The 18303-nt window shown below is 64.3% G+C and carries 11 protein-coding genes; 9 read left to right on the top strand and 2 right to left on the bottom strand.

The features are described 5' to 3' along the window. Positions 1-72 precede the first annotated feature (72 nt). From PMM47T1_RS30120 to pgm, 5 genes are all read left to right on the top strand, one after another. The gene (locus tag PMM47T1_RS30120; RefSeq protein WP_008370355.1) at positions 73-1536 is read left to right on the top strand and encodes a hypothetical protein; all 1464 of its coding nucleotides are present in this window, start codon (positions 73-75) and stop codon (positions 1534-1536) included. Continuing rightward, positions 1536-2933 (top strand): aminotransferase class I/II-fold pyridoxal phosphate-dependent enzyme, encoded by a 1398-nt coding sequence (locus PMM47T1_RS15185; RefSeq protein ID WP_043301123.1) that lies wholly within the window; start codon positions 1536-1538, stop codon positions 2931-2933. Before PMM47T1_RS30120 ends, PMM47T1_RS15185 begins: the two co-directional genes overlap by 1 nt. 89 nt (positions 2934-3022) lie before the next feature. Further along, positions 3023-4666: a VRR-NUC domain-containing protein gene (locus PMM47T1_RS15180; RefSeq protein WP_043301122.1), complete on the top strand. Its 1644-nt coding sequence runs from the start codon at positions 3023-3025 to the stop codon at positions 4664-4666. After that, the gene (locus PMM47T1_RS15175) at positions 4663-6921 is read left to right on the top strand and encodes an ATP-dependent DNA helicase (protein ID WP_043301121.1); all 2259 of its coding nucleotides are present in this window, start codon (positions 4663-4665) and stop codon (positions 6919-6921) included. Before PMM47T1_RS15180 ends, PMM47T1_RS15175 begins: the two co-directional genes overlap by 4 nt. Positions 6922-7162: 241 nt before the next feature. Further along, complete coding sequence (pgm, locus tag PMM47T1_RS15170) at positions 7163-8803, top strand: phosphoglucomutase (alpha-D-glucose-1,6-bisphosphate-dependent) (protein ID WP_008370349.1); 1641 nt, start codon at positions 7163-7165, stop codon at positions 8801-8803. Positions 8804-8856: 53 nt separating this feature from the next. Here the strand turns inward: pgm and PMM47T1_RS15165 are convergent, their stop codons facing one another. Further along, entirely contained in the window at positions 8857-9555 is a 699-nt protein-coding gene (locus PMM47T1_RS15165; protein WP_008370347.1) for a pirin family protein, read from the bottom strand. A 261-nt stretch (positions 9556-9816) separates the two neighbouring features. On the opposite strand from PMM47T1_RS15165, the gene PMM47T1_RS15160 reads away from it, so the two are divergent. Further along, on the top strand, positions 9817-12285 hold the full coding sequence (locus PMM47T1_RS15160) for a UvrD-helicase domain-containing protein (RefSeq protein ID WP_008370346.1): 2469 nt from the start codon (positions 9817-9819) through the stop codon (positions 12283-12285). Positions 12286-12334: 49 nt separating this feature from the next. On the opposite strand, the gene PMM47T1_RS15155 is transcribed toward PMM47T1_RS15160, so the two are convergent. Continuing rightward, on the bottom strand, positions 12335-12595 hold the full coding sequence (locus tag PMM47T1_RS15155) for a DUF1652 domain-containing protein (RefSeq protein ID WP_043301119.1): 261 nt from the start codon (positions 12593-12595) through the stop codon (positions 12335-12337). A 401-nt stretch (positions 12596-12996) separates the two neighbouring features. On the opposite strand from PMM47T1_RS15155, the gene PMM47T1_RS15150 reads away from it, so the two are divergent. The 3 genes from PMM47T1_RS15150 (at position 12997) to PMM47T1_RS15140 (ending at position 18268) form a co-directional block, all read left to right on the top strand. Further along, positions 12997-14622 (top strand): methyl-accepting chemotaxis protein, encoded by a 1626-nt coding sequence (locus PMM47T1_RS15150; protein ID WP_008370342.1) that lies wholly within the window; start codon positions 12997-12999, stop codon positions 14620-14622. Positions 14623-14679: 57 nt separating this feature from the next. Then, the gene (locus PMM47T1_RS15145; protein WP_008370341.1) at positions 14680-15855 is read left to right on the top strand and encodes a pyridoxal phosphate-dependent aminotransferase; all 1176 of its coding nucleotides are present in this window, start codon (positions 14680-14682) and stop codon (positions 15853-15855) included. Between the two features lie 181 nt (positions 15856-16036). After that, positions 16037-18268, top strand: a complete 2232-nt coding sequence (locus PMM47T1_RS15140) for a TonB-dependent receptor (RefSeq protein ID WP_043301089.1) — start codon at positions 16037-16039, stop codon at positions 18266-18268. Positions 18269-18303: the final 35 nt, after the last annotated feature.

Here is an 18303-nt window from a genome sequence, read left to right as displayed (position 1 = left end):
AGATCCACAACTCCACTATTACGGTGTCAATGAGTGCCAAGTCCTAACGTCAGCGTTATTCATCGTGAAGCCATGAGCAATATCTACCAGCAAGTGCTGGAGAAGTTGCTGGAACACTTCACCCACGCCCAGCGCGCGGCCCTGCAACTGCTGGTGCAGCGCCTGGGCGTGGCCGCCGGTGGCATCGATCGGCTGGGGCAGTTCAAGGTGCTGGTGGCCCACGGCGGCGGCAGCACCAGTGGCCAGTGCCTGGCGCTGGTACGGGCGGCGCAGTTGAGCGTGGCCGTGCGCCACCCGGGCACCTTCCAGCTGCGGGTGGCCACCTACCGGCATTCGGGCATGGGCCGGGCGGTGATGGAAAACATCGAGCGCGGTTATGCGGCGTTGTCGTTGCATGACGACCCGCGGGTGGAGCTGTTGGTACTCGATGACCAGCAGGTGCACCCCTATGACCCGCTGGCGCCGTTGTCAGCCGCCACACGGTTGCGCAACCGCACCGACCTGCTGGTGAACGGCCATCTGAGCGGCGGTGATGGCCGTACCAGCCTGTGTCACGGCTGTTACCTGGGCCGCGCCGACTTCTATCAGCGCGCCATGACCTGCAACGGTGGCGTGCAGGCGATGGTCAGTGCCCAATCGCCCATGCGTCAGCGGCGATACCTGGCGTGGGGGTTGCGGGTGGCACGTCAGGCCGGGTTGGGAGACCGGGGCGAGGAGGGCAGTGGCGACAGTGCCCTGGACGTGATCGGCCGGCTGGGTGAAGCCTATTACCGGCAAATGTATGGCGAGAAAATAGGCAGCCGCCGCTTGCCGCGTCCCCGGCGCAAGGCCCATGTGCACTGGGTGCACATGGATGACCTGCTGGCGGTGGCGCCGCAGCAGCACTGGCGCCTGCTGGTGGAATTCCTGGGCTTTCGCTTTTCCGCCCAAGCCCTGGGCTTCAGTGAAACGGCCTGTGCCAACCCGCTGCTCATGGCCCACTTGCGCGGCCTGCGCGCCGAGCGCGTGCAGCAGCGCACCTATGCCGAGGGGGTGGAGGAATACCTCCAGGCCGCGCCGCAGCTGATGACCCGCAAGGGCATGCCCGATCACCTGGTAGACCTGATGCTGTCGGCGTACGACGACCCGCACAAGTTGCAGGAGCGGCGAGTGCTGGCCAACGAGCACGGCCAGGCCAATTACCAGGTCAGCGAGGAGCAACTGACCTGCCTGCTGTTCAGCCCCTTCGTCGACGGTGGCAAGGGCCTGGCCGGATACCTTGTGCGCTGCCATCCCGAATGCGTCGCGGCCCTGGCGCCGCTGCATCAGGTTTTGCAGGGCAGCCGCAACGACGAGCCGATGACGCGCTGGCTGGTGACGGTCAGTGGTTTGCCCATCCAGGCCCTGCGTCGCCTGTACAGCCAGCGTGGCGCCAGCGGCCCCGGCCCCCAGACGCTGATCGCCCGGCTGCGCGCCGGCGATCCGGACGGTGCCCGCGTGCAACTGCTGGACCCGGTCACCGGGCAAACCACAACAGAACGGGTGTGTGGCCGCTGATGTCGATCAAATCTCAACCAGGTTTTGCCTACCAGGCGGTGTATCGGTACCTTGGCGCGCTGATCGATGCTGGGGAGCCGGACGTCCCGTTCAAATTACCGTCACTGCGGGCACTGGCCCGGCGCCTGGGTGTGTCGGTGTCGACTATCCAATACGGCTACACCTTGCTGGAGCGTGAAGGCCGCGTGTATGCCTTGGCCAAGTCCGGTTATTACGCACGGCCCCCGGCCCGGCTGACGGCGGCGAAGGATGGCAGCGACCTGCTGCAACGGATTCAGGCCGAACATCGGCGCCAGGTGGGTGGCCAGGCGCCGTTGCTGGCCTTGGACGTGCCCTTGTTGCGGCTCGAACGCCAGGTGCAGCGCCAGTACGGCACCTTGCCCAGCCCGGCCTGGCACCCTTGCGGCGACCCGCAGTTACGCACGGCGCTGGCCGCGCGCTACACCCATAGCGCCCGCCATTGCTGGCACGCCGACCATGTCTACCTGGCGGGGGACCTGCGCGGCCTGCTCGACATAACATTCGAAGCGCTGGCGCTGAGCGGTGAGCCGGTGCTGGTCGCTTCGCCGTGCTGCCCGGTGGTGTTGCAGGCCTTGCGCCTGGCCAAGGTCAGGCTCATCGAATTGCCCTTGGGCGACGATGGGCGCCTGGACCTTGGCAGTGTGCGTCATTATCTGGAAACGCTGTCGGTACGCTTGATGGTGCTGGACGCCGGGTTCAGCAGCGTGCAGGGCGCACGCATGCCGGACGCCGACCTGGATACCCTGACGGCCTTGCTCACCCGTCACGACGTGTGGCTGCTGGAAAACGATGCCCAGGGCGAGCTGCGTTTCGAGCCGGGTCGCTGCCTGCGCGAAAGCGTCCCGGCGCAGCGGGTGCTGGTGATCGGCTCGTTGGAACCGTGGCTGGGGGCCGAGGCGCCCTTTGCCTACCTGCTGGCCGCCGGTGCGCACTTGCCGTTCACCAGCGCCTTTCAGCGCCGTGCCATGCGCCTGCCGCCGCTGCGCCAGAAGGCGGTGGCGCGCCTGCTGGAACAAGGCTTGCTGGACGATCAGTTGCCCGCCCTGCGCGTGCAGTTGCAGCAGCAGTTATGGCGCCTCGACCGGCAGATCCGCAGCCGCCTGGGGCGTTACCTGCTGGCCGTGCACCCGGCCGGCGGCACCGGGCTGTGGCTGCGCAGCCGCTACCCGATGGACATGCGCAAGGTGTTCGAACGGCTGCTGGCGCGCGGCCAGGTGGTGGAGCCCGGCACCCTGTTCAGCGCCCACGGCTTGCATGAGCGCTACCTGCGTATCGATGGCCTGCACCTGGACAGCGCCAACACCGAGGCCTTGCTGGATGCCCTGGGGGACGCCTTCGTCGAGGAACGCAAACTGCTGGACGCCATGAATGGCTGAGACGGCCACCATCGGTCCAAAAGGTTTGCCAATACTGCTTGTCTGTATGTATAAACAGTGTCTTTCATGCTTTGGCTACTGTGCGCATCGTGACCCCTGGCAACCTTGACGACCCGTTCTACTACCTCATCAACTTCCAGCGCGTGCTGGAGTGGCTGGCCCGCCGCTATGCCGACCTGCTGGACAGCGAGGAACGGCGGTTCATCGACGGTTTCGCTGGTCTGCCCCGTGCGCCTCAGGCGTTGCTGGTGCGCATGGTGATGCGCAAGGGGCCTTTGTACCGCGCCAGCAAGCTGGTGTATGGCGAGATTGGCTGCACCCATGCAGCCGTGGCGCCCTTGGTGCAGGCGGGGTGGGTCGACAATCGCGCGCCGCTGTCGGTAGCCCAGTTGTTCGAGGTGTTGCAGAAGGCCGAGGTGGTCACGCTGTTCAAGGCGCAGTTGAGCCGCACGTCCCTGCGCAAGGAGCAGTTGCTGGCCGAACTGCTGGAGCAGGCTCCGGCGCCGCAGCCGTTTACGGCCTGGTGCCCGGATATGGACGATGCGGTCTATTCCTTGCCGGTGCGGCCGTTGTGTGACCGGTTGCGGCTGCTGTTTTTTGGCAACCTGCGCCAGGACTGGTCCGAGTTCGTATTGGCTGACCTGGGCATCTACCGTTACGAACAGGTCGAGTTGGACCCTGCGTCTCGCGGTTTGCAAAGCCGTGCCGACATCGACTTCTGCGTGCAACTGCACGCCTGCCGCCAGGCACTGGAGGAAGGTGGGCTGTTGGCGCCGCTGTTACAGCAACTGGCCACGCTGCACAGCGACAACGCCTGGTTGCAGGGGCGTCGCGATCGACTGCTGTTCGCCGTGGGCCAGCAGTGCGAGCGCCAGGACCTGCTTGAACAGGCCCTCGCCATCTATGAACAGTGCGCCTACCCGGGCGCCCGCGCGAGGCGCATCAGGGTGCTGGAGCGTTGCGAGCACTATGAGGCGGCGCTAGCCCTGGCCGAAGTGGCGCTGGCCGCGTCGGAGAGTGCCGCCGAGGCCCAGCAGATCCCGCGCATGGTGCCCCGGTTGCGGCGTAAGCTGGGCCTGCCCGCGCTGCCCAGGGTGGGCAAAGCGGCGGTCAACGAGTCGCAGTTGTTGCTGGCCCAGGATCCGGGGCTTAGCGTGGAGCAGCGAGTGGCGCGGCACCTGCACCTGGATGAAGCCCCTGTACACTATGTGGAAAACAGCCTGATCAACTCGCTGTTTGGCCTGTTGTGCTGGCCGGCCATCTTTGCCGCATTGCCCGGCGCCTTTTTCCACCCGTTCCAGAGCGGCCCCACCGACCTGCATCAGCCCGATTTTCGTCAGCGTCGTGGCGCGCTGTTCGACGCCTGCCTGGCGCAGTTGCACGACGGCCGCTACCAGGACAGCATCCGCGCCTGCTACCGCGACAAGTGGGGCCTGCAATCACCCTTCGTGTATTGGCAGGCCTTGACACAAGAGCTGCTGGAGCTGGCCCTGCATTGCCTGCCTGCCGAGCACTTGCATCACTGCTTCGAGCGCCTGTTGCAGGACATCGCCGCCAACCGCGCGGGCATGCCCGACCTGATCCAGTTCTGGCCGGCCGAGCGGCGTTACCAGATGATCGAGGTCAAGGGGCCGGGTGACCGGTTGCAAGACAACCAGTTGCGCTGGCTGGAGTTCTGCGCCCGCCACGCGCTGCCAGTGCAGGTGTGCTACGTGCAATGGGCCCAGGCGTGAGTTATCGCGTGGCGGTGCGCGCCCTGTGCGAGTTTACCGCCAAGGTCGGTGACCTGGACCTGCGCTTCACCCCGTCGCCCAGCGCCCAGGAAGGCATGGCCGGGCACCGGCGGGTGACGGCCGGGCGGGGCGCGGCGTACCAGAGCGAGGTGGCGCTGGAGGGCGAGTTCGGCGAACTGTTGGTGCGTGGCCGGGCCGACGGCTATGACCCGGTACGCAACCGTCTGGAGGAGATCAAGACCCACCGCGGCGACCTGGAGCGCCAGCCTGCCAACCATCGCCAATTGCACTGGGCTCAGGCGCGGGTGTATGGCTGGCTGCTGTGCCAGCGCGACGACCTGCAACAGCTGAACCTGGCGCTGGTTTACCTGGAGGTCGACAGTGATCGCCAGACCCTGATCGAGGAAAGCTGGCAGGCGGTTGACCTGAAGGTTTTTTTCGATCAGCAGTGCGCACTGTTTCTCACCTGGGCCAGGTCGGAAATGTTCCGCGCCGCGGAACGTGACCAATGCCTGCGCACGTTGAAATTCCCCCATGGTGACTTCCGCCTGGGCCAGCGTGACCTGGCCGAGACCGTATACAAGGCGGTCAGCACCGGGCGCTGCCTGATGGCCCAGGCCACCACCGGCATCGGCAAGACCCTGGGCACGCTGTTCCCGATGCTCAAGGCATTGGTGCCCCAGCAGTTGGACAAGATCCTCTTTCTCACGGCCAAGACCCCCGGACGCCAACTGGCCCTGGAGGCCTTGCGTAAAATCGGCGCCAGCGCGCCCCAGCTGCCGCTGCGCAGCTTGGAACTGGTGGCTCGCGACAAGGCCTGCGAGCACTTGGACAAGGCCTGTCACGGTGATTCCTGCCCGCTGGCCAAGGGCTTTTATGACCGCCTGCCGGCAGCGCGGGCGGCGGCCATGCAGGTGCGCGTGCAGGACCAGCAGGCCGTGCGCGAAGTGGCCTTGGCTCATCAGGTGTGCCCGTACTACCTGAGCCAGGAACTGGCGCGCTGGGCCGACGTGGTGATTGGCGACTACAACTACTACTTCGACCTCAACGCCTTGCTGTTCGGCCTGGCCCAGGCCAACCAGTGGCGTCTGGCGCTGCTGGCCGACGAAGCGCACAACCTGGTGGAGCGCACGCGCGGCATGTACAGCGCCAGCCTTGACCAGTACCACCTGGGCGCACTGCGACGTGACCCGCCGCCGGCGTTGAAAAGCTCGTTGCAACGGCTCAATCGCGAATGGAACGCGCTGTACAAGGATCAACTGGGCCCTTACCAGGCCTACGCCCACCTACCTGACAAATTCGTGCAGGCGTTGCTGCGTTGCACCGCAGCCATCGCCGACCTGCTCAACGAACAGCCCGAGGGCCTCGACCGCGCCTGGCTGGATTTCTACTTCGACGCCTTGCAGTTCACCCGCGTGGCCGAGCTGTTCGGCGAGCACTATGTGTTCGACATCCAACAGCGCGAGGGGGCAGGGCGCCGACGTCAGGCCCAGTTGAACCTGCGCAACGTGGTGCCAGCCCCCCTGAGCGGGCCACGGCTGAAGGCGGCGCGCAGTTGCGTGTTGTTCTCCGCTACCTTGAGCCCGCAGCACTACTTCGCCGACCTGCTGGGGCTGCCGGCCGATTGCGCGTGGATCGACGTGCAGTCACCGTTCAGTGCCGCACAGTTGCAGGTGCGCATCATCAACAGCATTTCCACGCGCTTCAACCATCGCCAGGCGTCCCTGGCGCCGATCGCCGACCTGATTGCCGGCCAGTTTGCCCGCGCGCCCGGTAATTACCTGGCGTTCTTCAGCAGCTTTGACTACTTGCAACAGGTGGCCCAGGTCATGGCCGAGCGGCACCCCGGCGTGCCGCTGTGGCTGCAGGGGCGCAGAATGGACGAAGCGCAGCGGCGCGACTTCCTTGGCCAGTTCAGCGAACACAGCCAGGGCGTGGGCTTCGCGGTATTGGGCGGCGCCTTCGGTGAAGGCATCGACCTGCCTGGCAAGCGCCTGATCGGCGCTTTCATCGCCACCCTGGGCCTGGCCCAATTCAACCCGATCAACGAACAGCTCAAGGCACGCATGGGCGACATCTTCGGCGCCGGCTACGACTACACCTACCTGTACCCCGGCCTGCACAAAGTGGTACAGGCGGCAGGCCGAGTGATTCGCGGCCAGCAGGACACCGGCGTGGTAGTGCTGATTGACGACCGTTTCAGCGAAAGCCGGATCAAGGCGTTGCTACCGCGGTGGTGGGAAATTGCCCCGTAGCTGCCGCCAGGCTGCGAAGGCTCGCATAGCGTGCCCGCCATCCGAACCACAGAGCCCAAGGTCCTGCGAACCTTTGCGCCGCCTCGGCAGCGCCTACAAAAAAATGCGCGCCCCGCAGAGGCGGCGGGGGTAGGGACGTGTGTCAATTTTCATTCACCTACGGATCGAACTCGTCGCGCCAAGGTCAAACTGCCAGTAAACTGACCCTTAGTGTTCCCGAATTCCTTTTCAGAGGTTATGCATGAAGCTCAGTCCATTGGCGGGTAAGCCGGCTCCAGAAAGCGTGCTGGTCGATATTCCGCGACTGGTGACCGCCTATTACACGGTCCAGCCGTCTGCCGAACAGGCCACCCAGCGTGTGGCCTTCGGTACGTCCGGGCACCGTGGCAGTTCCTTTGATGCAAGCTTCAACGAATGGCACGTATTGGCCATCAGCCAGGCCATCTGCCTGTACCGTCAGGCGCAGGGCATCGATGGCCCGCTGTACCTGGGCGCCGACACCCATGCGCTGTCCACGCCGGCCGCTGCCAGTGCCCTGGAAGTACTGGCGGCCAACGGCGTGCAGGTGATGATCTCGCACAACGACGAGTACACCCCGACGCCGGCCGTGTCCCACGCCATCCTGTGCTACAACAAGGGTCGCACCCAGGGCCTGGCGGACGGCATCGTCATCACCCCGTCGCACAACCCGCCGCAAAGCGGCGGCTTCAAGTACAACCCGCCCAACGGCGGCCCGGCCGACAGCCATGTCACCAAGTGGATCGAGGCCAAGGCCAACGAACTGCTGGCGGACGGCCTCAAGGGCATCAAGCGCATGGGCCACGAGCAGGCGCTGAAGGCGGCCACCACCCATCGCCACGACTACCTCAACACCTACGTGGCCGACCTGGGCAACGTCATCGACCTGGACGCCATCCGTGGCGCCGGCCTGCGCCTGGGCGTAGACCCATTGGGCGGCGCCGGAGTCAACTACTGGTCGGCCATTGCCGATCACTACACATTGAACCTGGACGTGGTCAACACCCACGTCGACCCGACCTTCCGTTTCATGTGCGTGGACTGGGACGGGCAGATCCGCATGGACCCGTCCTCGCCGTACGCCATGCAGGGCTTGATCGGCCTGAAAGACCGCTTCGACGTGGCCTTCGCCTGCGACCCGGACCATGACCGTCACGGCATCGTCACCCCGAACGGCGGCCTGCTGGCCCCCAACAACTATCTGGCGGTGGCCATTGATTACCTGTTCCAGAACCGCCCGCAGTGGCGCGCCGATGCCGCCGTGGGCAAGACCGTGGTCAGCAGCGGCCTGATCGACCGCGTTACCGCGCGCCTGGGTCGTCGCCTGTACGAAGTGCCGGTGGGCTTCAAGTACTTCGCCGACGGCCTGTTCGACGGTTCCCTGGGCTTTGGCGGTGAAGAGAGCGCCGGCGCTTCGTTCCTGCGCCGTGACGGTGGTGTATGGGCGACCGACAAGGACGGCCTGATCCCGGCCTTGCTGGCTGCCGAGATCACGGCGCGCACCGGTCGCAACCCGGGCCTGGCCTATCAGGAACTGACCCGCGACCTGGGCGAGCCGTTCGCCACCCGTGTGGAAGCCAAGGCCAACCCTGCGCAGAAAGCCCTGCTGGGCAAACTGTCGCCTGATCAGGTGAAGTCCACCGAGCTGGCCGGCGAGAAGATCGAGCAGATCCTCAGCCACGCGCCAGGCAACAACCAGGCCATCGGCGGCCTCAAGGTCATGACCGCCAACGGCTGGTTCGCCGCGCGGCCGTCGGGCACCGAGGACATCTACAAGATCTACGCCGAAAGCTTTGTCGACGAGGCGCATCTGCAGCGCCTGGTGGGTGAAGCGCAGGTGTTGGTGGACGCTGCCATCCGCTGATTTTCAGCGCTCATAAAAAAAGGGCCTGCATCACTGCAGGCCCTTTTTCATGTTCACGCCACATCTACCAACACGATCTCGGCGTCTTCAACCGCGGTCACCCGCAGTACACGTTCGTCCTCCACCGCCACACCGTCGCGGGCCACGGCGCGCACACCGTTGACCTCGATCACACCCTTGGCCGGTACCAAATAGGCCTTGCGGCCCTCGTCCAGCACGTACTCGGCGGTCTCGCCGGCTTTCAGCGTGGCGGCCACCAGGCGGCCGTCGGCGCGGATGCGCAGGCTGACATCATCAATGGCACGGCCGCTGGCCAGGGTCACGAAGCCTTCGCCGCGTTCACCCTTGGGAAATGGGCGAGCGCCCCAGGACGGTGCTTCACCGCGGTTGTCCGGGATGATCCAGATCTGGAAGATGCGCGTGGCGCCTTTTTCCAGGTTGTACTCACTGTGGGCAATGCCGGTGCCGGCACTCATCACCTGCACATCGCCTGCTTCGGTGCGGCCCTTGTTGCCCAGGTTGTCCTGGTGGGTAATGGCGCCTTCACGGACGTAGGTGATGATTTCCATGTCCCGGTGCGGGTGTTGCGGGAAACCGGTGCCCGGGGCGATCACGTCATCGTTCCACACCCGCAGGTTGCCCCAGTTCATGCGTTTGGGGTCATGGTACTCGGCGAAGGAAAAGTGGTGATGGGCGTCGAGCCATCCGTGGTTGGCGCCACCCAAGGACGCGAAAGGTCTGAGCTGAATCATGGTGCACTCCTTAAGTGGAAGATTTGAATCACGGGGCCAGTGTCTCTCTTCCATAGATCGAAAAAAAGCGTAAAAACTTCAATATTCCAATCGAATTAATCAATGTGTTTCGTTATTCGTGGGCGCTGGCTTGCCTGCGGGCTGTTCAGGGCACCCAACCGCTCGCGGGCAAGCCAGCGCCCACAGGCGTGACGTAAATGCTTGATTACTCAAGCGTTGGCTGGCAGTGTCAGGGCCTGTCATTTCCACCCTGGTGCCCGTGTGTCCGAACTTCCCGCCGAACTTGTCCCTCCTGCCCAATTGCCCCTGCTCAAACGCCTGGTTGCCCGCTTGCTGGGCCGCGGCCTCAGCCGCCTCAGCGCCCAGCACCGCGATTCCTGGTTCCATGGCCACGTGGCTGGGCAGCGCAGCGGCCATGGCGAGGGCGTGCGTGAAGGCTACGAGCGCGGTCGCGTGGAAGGCTTCGAGGAAGGCCAGCAGGTGCTGGTGATTCGAGACACGCGCCCCGACGAGCACGGCGTGCCCGGGGTGGACGACTACCTGTTCGACCACTGGAAGCCTGCGCTCAGCGCCGAGCTGAAACGGGGCATCAAGGCCGACGTCGCCCAGCGCCTGCCCGAAGCCGCACAGCCCAGCGCCGCGCAGTGGAAGCTGATTTTCAGTGACACGCCGTCCACCTGCGTGATCGCCGGGGCAGGGGCGGGCAAGTCCACCTCGCTGGTGTTGCGCATGCTGGTGCTGCACCACTATCTGGGCATGGAACTGGATGCCCTCACCGTGGTGACCTTCACTCGCGAGTCGCGCAAGGACTTCATCAATAAGCTGCTGCACGTGTTCGGCCTATGGGGCTACAGGCTCACCGGCAAGCAGGTGCGCGAGGTGGTGCGCACCTTCCACTCGCGCATCCTGCCGCTGGTACGCAGCCTGCCGGGTTTCGGCCAGTTGCGCGCGTTTGAAAACCTCAGCAACCAGGCGCCTGCGCCCGGTGCGGACGAAGACGCCGACAGCAACCCTTTCGACCTGCGCCTCAACGACGCCCAGCGCCAGCAGATGAACCTGTGCTACCGCGACCTTATGCAGCGCAGCGAGCGCTTCGCCGAGCTGATCGGCCCCTTGCGCCGTCAGGCCCTGCAACTCAAGGAACTGGACCGCGAGCACCCCGATGTGCAGAAGCGCGTGGCCGTGACCGAGTTGTCCTCACGCCGCGACGAGGAACTGTGCGATGTGATCGAGGATTTGTGGTTCAACGCCGGCGCCTGGCCCATCAAGGGCATCGAGCCCAGCCGCGAAACCGTGGACATCAACGGCAGCCGCTTCCATTTCCACGGCTACATCGCCGAGATGGACGCCTGGGTGGTGCTGGGTTTCGACCCGTCCCAAGACCAGCAGATGAAACGCCCTGGCGCCAAGCTGCCGGTGTGGGCCGAGTGGGTGATCAAACGTACGCTGTTCCAGGCTTTCTGCCCGCGACCGGTGATTTGGCTGGAAAACTACGCCCAGGCTCGACGCCTGCTGGGCTCGTTGGCGGGCGACGCGGTGGCGGGGCCCGGCTTCGACTACAAGGTCAAGGGCGAACTGGTGGCGGCGCCGTTGCTGGACTGCTTTGTGGCAGCGGCCGGTTTCATCGAGAACCTCGGCCTGGACGTGTCGGCGGCCGTGGGCCAGATGAGCTTTGCCAGCGACGACAATGACCGGCTGTTTTTCGAGGCCCTTAGCCTGTACTGGAAGGCCTTTGAGGCCCACTTGCTCAAACAGTCGCCGCCGGTCATGACCTACAACCGCATGTTTGCCCTGTTCGGCGAGAACAACCCGGAAAACCTTCGCCAAGTGGGCGATGACATGCTGCGCCCGCTGTCGCACCTGATGATCGATGAATTCCAGGACGTGTCGCCGCAGATTGTTTCCTGGCTGCGGGCCACCCTGAGGGAAATCCGCAACCGTGGCCCGCAACTGTCGGTAGGGCGAGTGGCGCAGTATTCCTCGCTGTTGTGTGTGGGCGATGACTGGCAGTCGATCTACGGCTGGCGCGGCAGCTCGCCCAAGTACTTCATGGAGTTCGCCAAACAGTTCCCGTCCCCGGCCACCACGCGGGTGATGCTGGCGGACAACTTCCGCAGCCACCAGCACATCATTGATGCCGCCGAGCACCTTGTGCGCAACGCCCCGGCCATCCCCGGCAAGAAGGCCCGGGCCGCTGGCCGGCAGCCCCAGGTGTTGACGCCGGTGCGCGTGCTGGACCGCGACGACGAGACCATGGCGCTGACCGTGGCCGAACACTACCAGCGCGCAGATTCGATCCTGTTGCTGTTCCGCAAAGGCAGTGACCGTGCCGCTGCTGCCGAGCACCTGTTGCCGTTGTTGCAGCGCGACCAGGCGCGGCCCGTGGGCGAACGGCAGATCAAGCAATTGACCTATCACAGCGCCAAGGGCTTGCAGGCCGACGCGGTGTTTTTGGTAGGCGACTGCCAGCATGTCACCCGTTCACCCTACAAAAACCAGGTGTACCGCCAGGCAGGCCTGGGCAAACCGGGCGAGGCGCAAGCCTACGACAAGGCCCAGCAGGACGAGACACTGCGCCTGGCCTACGTGGCCGTGACCCGGGCGGTGAGCCATTGCTACTGGTACGTGGAAGCTGCAACCAAGGACGCTGCCGCGCTGCCCAAGGCATCGGACAACGTAGCGGGTGACAAACCTTTCTTCGAAGACCTGCGCAGCGCCACCACCGCGTAACTGGTGGCACACGGCTGCAAGGCGGGCGGTGCCTGGAGAGGTGCCGCTGTCAGCCGAACGCTGACAGCGAGTGGGGCGGGATAAAGGCTTCCAGCTCAGCTTCCACCGCCTCGATGATGCGTTCCACATCGGCGGCGTTCATCACCGTGGCACAGGGTATGCCGGCGATGGCGATCAGGGTTTCACCGCTGGCACGGTCGAACAGCCGTGCAACCATGCTGCTGGGCGCGTCCATGCTGCCCTCGAACCCCATGGGGTGAAAATGCCAACGCATGACCTGGCAGGCGTTGGGAAAGGTCATTTTGTTCATCTGTGCCACCTCTGCATCGTGCAGCCCGGCCGGCGTGCCGAATTTCTTCAACTGGCGTGTTCTGCCCCGACCCTTTCGAGACTGTAAAAGTAGCATTCGAGCACACAGGGCAGGGAAGTTTTTTAACTAAAAACATCCGCAATGCGCATTTTTTGACGCAGGTCATAAAGCAGCCGACCAATGGCAGTGAGATTAAAGTGCCATGTTTGCAGCGCAAACGTTTCACCTCAGAAACATGGACCATCCAGTTAAATAAACTTATGTTTATTTCCAATAAGCCGCTCATTTTTCTAAAGTTCTGCCGATAGCTCTGGTAAGGCACGCGACTGTTCGGCACGCGAGCCTTTTGCGTACTTCAACCGCATGGATGCCGCGCCACCTTTCTCTGTGAGAGCTATTCCATGTCCCTACGAAACATGAACATCGCCCCGCGTGCGTTCCTCGGGTTTGCCTTCATCGCCTTGCTGGTGGTGTTGCTCGGGGTCTTTGCCTCCAACCGCATGGCACTGATCCGCCAGGCCTCTATCGACATGCAGACCAACCAGCTGCCCAGCGTCAGTTTCCTGGGCAACATGGTGGAAGGTGTGGTGCGCTTGCGGGTGACCTCATTCCGCTTGCTGGTCAACCGCGAACCGGAAATGATTGCCGACACCGATACCCGCATTGGTGTTCTGGTGGACAAACTAAAGCAGGCTCAACGCCAGTATGCGGTACTGCCCGCAGGCGCTGATGAGCAAGCGTTGTACCGGGAATTTGAAACATCGCTCAATACTTACCTGCAATTGCAAAGCCGCCTGCAAGACTTGTCTCACCAGAACAAACTGGAAGACATGCGCACCTTGCTCAATACCGGTATCAAGGATGGTTCCGACAAGATGGGCGATCAGCTCAACCGCCTGGTGGCCATCAACCAGGCCGGTGCCAAGGCGGCGGGTGATGAGGCCGCTGCCCAGTACAGCCTGGCCAACGGGTGCGTCATCATTGTCTCGATCATTGCCTGCCTGATGACCGTGCTGCTGGCCTGGCTGTTGACCCGCAGCATCGTCAACCCGCTGAACGTGGCCGTGAAGGCCGCGCAGACCATCGCCGACGGCAACCTCACTCAACCGATTGCGGTGGAAGGCCGCGACGAACCGGCGCAATTGCTCAAGGCCCTGGCACAGATGCAGGGCAACCTGCGCCAGACCATCGAACAGATCGCCGGCTCCGCCACTCAGTTGGCCTCGGCGGCCGAGGAGCTGAGCGCCGTCACCGAAGAGGCCTCCAAGGGCCTGGTGGCGCAGAACCAGGAAATCGAACAGGCTGCCACGGCCGTGAATGAAATGACGGCGGCGGTGGAAGAGGTGGCGCGCAACGCCGTGTCCACTTCCCAGGCGTCCCAGGAATCCAACCAGGTGGCGCTGCAAGGCCGCGACCGCGTCAGCGAAACCGTGGGCGCCATCCAGCACATGACCCAGGACGTGCAGCAGACGTCGGTGCTGATCGAGGGCCTGGCGGCCCAGGGCCGTGATATCGGCCAGGTGCTGGACGTGATTCGCGCCATTGCCGAACAAACCAACCTGCTGGCACTCAACGCCGCCATCGAGGCGGCGCGGGCGGGCGAGGCAGGGCGTGGTTTTGCCGTGGTGGCCGACGAGGTGCGGGCCCTGGCCCATCGTACCCAACAGTCCACGCGGGAAATCGAGCAGATGGTCAACGGCATCCAGAATGGCACCGGCGAGGCGGTGCAGTCGATGCAGCAAAGCAGCCACCGCAGCCAGTCCACCCTGGACATGGCGCGCCAGGCCGGCACCGCCCTGCAGCAGATCACTGAGTCGATCTCGTTGATCAACGAGCGCAACCTGGTCATTGCCAGCGCTTCCGAGGAGCAGGCCCAGGTGGCGCGGGAAGTGGACCGCAACCTGGTCAATATCCGTGACCTGGCCAATCAGTCCGCCGCCGGTGCCCATCAAACCAGCGCCGCCAGCCACGAACTGTCGCGCCTGGCCGTGGGCCTGAGCGGCATGGTGTCGCGTTTTGTGATTTAACTGCACGCGCGGCAGTGATAGGGTCAGGGGCCGTCAGCTTGCATCAAGGACCTGTGCATGCGTTATTCCGCCCTTACCCAACGTATCGCCGGTGACGGCGCCGACGCCTGGAACATTCATTACCGTGCCCTGGGCATGATCGACCAGGGGCAGGATGTGATCCTGCTCTCGGTCGGCGACCCCGACTTCGATACTCCCGCACCCATCGTCGAGGCCGCCGTGCAGAGCCTGCGCGCCGGCCATACCCATTACTCTGAAGTGCGCGGCAACCTGGCGCTGCGTCAGTCCATTGCCCGCCATCACGGCCAGTGCAGCGGCCGCCACGTCGAGGCTGACGAGGTGGTGGTGCTGCCCGGCGCCCAGTGCGCGGTGTTCAGCGTGGCCCAGTGCCTGCTGCAGGCCGGTGACGAGGTGCTGGTGGCCGAGCCGATGTATGTCACCTACGAAGCGGTGTTCGGCGCCTGCGGTGCCACCGTGGTGCCCGTGCCGTTGCGCCCTGAGCATGGGTTTGCCCTGCAACCGGCCGACCTGGCCGCGCGCATTCGCCCGAACACTCGCGCGGTGATGCTCAACAGCCCCCATAACCCCACGGGTGCCAGCCTGTCGTTGGCCACCTGGCAGGCGGTGGCGCAACTGTGCATTGAGCATGACCTGTGGCTGATCAGCGACGAGGTCTACAGCGACATGCTCTACGACGGCCAGCACATCAGCCCCGCCAGCCTGCCCGGTATGGCCGCGCGCACGGCCACCATCAACAGCCTGTCCAAGTCCCACGCCATGACCGGCTGGCGTGTAGGCTGGGTGGTGGCGCCGCAAGCGTTGGCCAGCCACCTCAGCCACCTGGCGCTGTGCATGCTCTACGGCCTGCCGGACTTCATCCAGCACGCTGCACAGGTGGCCATCGAGGCGCCGCTGCCACAACTCGCGGCCATGAAAGCCGCCTACCGCGAACGCCGCGACCGAGTGTGCGCAGCCCTTCAGGGCTGCCCAGGGGTGAGGGCGGTGAAGCCTGCGGGCGGCATGTTCGTGATGGTCGACATCCGCGAAACCGGCCTCAGCGCCCAGGCCTTCGCCGACCGGCTGCTGGATGAGCATGGCGTGTCGGTGCTGGCAGGAGAAGCGTTCGGCCCCAGCGCGGCAGGGCATGTGCGCATGGGCTTGGTGCAGGATGCCGACCGCCTGGAAGAGGCGTGCCGGCGCATCGCCCGCTGTGCAGCAGCGATAGTGGGATAAATCGCACCCCCTTACTATGGCAGCGAAGCCATGTAACGTATTTGTGACCAAATATCATCCGCAAATAGGATGTATATGTAATTGATAGGCAATATCATTAGCGTTGAAGGCATTGTGCTTTCAGCGAGCGTGCCGGCACCCCTGGTACGCGCTTATCACTTATCCCCTCGCAGGATCGAACATGCTCTCACCTGTATGCCAAGGCGTTCCGTTTCGGCCCACGATGCTCGCGCTGCTGTGCTCGTTGACCCTGACGGCGCAGGCGGCCACTGTAACCACTTCGCAGGATGCGACCGAACAGCAGGGTGCCGGCGCCCTGCAGCTCAGTGACGTCAACATCTCTGCGCAGTCGTTGACTGCCGCGCCTTCGCTGCCCGCCGTCTACGCCGGTGGCCAGGTGGCAAGAGGAGCGCAACTGGGCGTGCTGGGTAACCAGGACATCATGGACACGCCGTTCACCAGCACCGCCTACACCGCGCAACTGATCGAGAATCAGCAGGCCGAGAGCATCGGCGACGTGTTACTCAACGATTCGTCGGTGCGCCAGGCCTCGGGCTACGGCAATCAGGCCCAGGTCTTCATGATTCGCGGCTTGCCCCTGGCCACCGATGACATCTCCTTCAACGGCCTGTACGGCATGCTGCCGCGCCAGATCATATCCACCGACGGCATCGAGCGGGTGGAGGTGTTCCGCGGCCCGAGCGCATTCACCAACGGCATCACCCCCACCGGTACCGGCCTGGGTGGCTCGGTGAACCTGCAACCCAAGCGCGCCGACGACACGCCCTTGCGTCGCCTGACCACGGATATTTCCAACAATGGCCGCATCGGCGAGCACCTGGACATTGGCCAGCGCTTCGGCGAGGACAACCAGTTCGGCGCGCGGGTGAACATTGCCCAGCGCAGCGGCAACACCGGCGTCGACCACGAAAGCCAGGCCGAGCAGGTGTTCACCGCAGGCCTGGATTACCGCGGCGACCGGCTGCGCTTGTCCGCTGACCTGGGCTACCAGAAGGAAGACATCGACGGCGGCCGCAATTCGGTGTTCCTCGGCAGCGCCACCAAGGCCCCGAAGGCGCCATCGTCCACCACCAACGCCAACGCCAAATGGGCCAACACCACGCTGGAAGACACCTACGGCATGCTGCGTGGCGAGTACGACCTCAACGACAACTGGACGGCCTACGCGGCGGGTGGCTACAAGCACACCCGGGAGAACGGTCGTTATTCGTCGGTGACGCTGACTGACAACGTGGGTGATGCCACGGTTTCAGGCTCCAAAATTCCTCACGACGAGGACAACACCAGCTTTTCCGCCGGCCTGAACGGCAAGTACCAGACGGGCTCCATCAGCCACCGTCTCAACCTCGGCATGGCCGACATCTGGGCGCAGCAGCGCAGTGCCTACGATTTCGACCTGGTGGGTGCCTCAACCAATCTTTATCAACCAGTATCCACGGCCAAGCCTGATTACAACTACCCGGGCGGCGACATGAGCGACCCGGGGATCATCGGCAAGACCTTCAACCGCAGCCTCGCGGCTTCGGATACGTTGGGCTTGCTGGATGACAAGGTGCTGTTTACCGCTGGCTTGCGTCACCAGCAATTAGTGGTTCAGGGCTACAGTTACGCTGACGGCGCCAAGGACGCTGGCTACGACAAGTCGATTACCACCCCGGTGTTCGGTATTGTCATCAAGCCGTGGGATCATGTGTCGTTCTACGCCAACCGCATTGAAGGCCTGGCCGCAGGTGAGACCGCAGGCTCATCGCTGGCGGGCTACACCTATACCAACCCCAATGAAACCTTTGCGCCAGCCCGAACCAAGCAGGTGGAAGCCGGCGTGAAGGTAGACATGGGTACCTACGGCGCAACGCTGGGTGTTTACCGTATCGAAGAGCCTACCGGTGGCTATACCGAAACGGACGCAGTCAATAAGACGGCCACCTTCGTGGTCGACGGCACCCAAATCAACAAAGGCGTCGAATTCAACGCCTTCGGCGAGCCGGTCCCGGGCCTGCGCATCCTGGGCGGCGTGACCGTGATGAAAACCCGTGTCGAAGACACCCAGAACGGTACCGACGACGGCAACCGTGCCATTGGCGTGCCCACCTTCCAGCTCAACGCTGGCGTGGACTGGGACGTGCCAGGCCTGGAGGGCGTATCGTTGAATGGCCGTATGCTGCGCACCGGTGGCCAGTACGCCGACGCCGACAACACCATCAGCCTGCCCACCTGGAACCGCTTCGACATGGGCGCGCGCTACGGCTTCAAGGTCGACCAGCGCGACGTAGTGCTGCGTGCCACCGTAGAGAACGTGTTCAACAAGGACTACTGGGCCTCCGCCCAGGGCGGTTATCTGACTCAGGGTGACCCGCGGGTGATGAAGCTCTCCGCCTCGGTGGATTTCTAACCCTCGATCCTTAGCCGCTGCCGCCAGGCGGCGGC

The organism is Pseudomonas sp. M47T1 (assembly GCF_000263855.1).
Classification (GTDB): Bacteria; Pseudomonadota; Gammaproteobacteria; order Pseudomonadales; family Pseudomonadaceae; genus Aquipseudomonas.
This window is presented reverse-complemented; position numbering and strand designations above follow the sequence as displayed.

Bases quoted from the DNA above. Each gene is read 5' to 3' on its own strand.
- PMM47T1_RS15140 (WP_043301089.1), top strand. From the start codon at position 16,037: ATGCTCTCACCTGTATGCCAAGGCGTTCCGTTTCGGCCCACGATGCTC.
- PMM47T1_RS15150 (WP_008370342.1), top strand. From the start codon at position 12,997: ATGTCCCTACGAAACATGAACATCGCCCCGCGTGCGTTCCTCGGGTTT.
- PMM47T1_RS15185 (WP_043301123.1), top strand. From the start codon at position 1,536: ATGTCGATCAAATCTCAACCAGGTTTTGCCTACCAGGCGGTGTATCGG.
- PMM47T1_RS15155 (WP_043301119.1), bottom strand. From the start codon at position 12,595: ATGAACAAAATGACCTTTCCCAACGCCTGCCAGGTCATGCGTTGGCAT.
- PMM47T1_RS15145 (WP_008370341.1), top strand. From the start codon at position 14,680: ATGCGTTATTCCGCCCTTACCCAACGTATCGCCGGTGACGGCGCCGAC.
- PMM47T1_RS15165 (WP_008370347.1), bottom strand. From the start codon at position 9,555: ATGATTCAGCTCAGACCTTTCGCGTCCTTGGGTGGCGCCAACCACGGA.
- PMM47T1_RS30120 (WP_008370355.1), top strand. From the start codon at position 73: ATGAGCAATATCTACCAGCAAGTGCTGGAGAAGTTGCTGGAACACTTC.
- pgm (WP_008370349.1), top strand. From the start codon at position 7,163: ATGAAGCTCAGTCCATTGGCGGGTAAGCCGGCTCCAGAAAGCGTGCTG.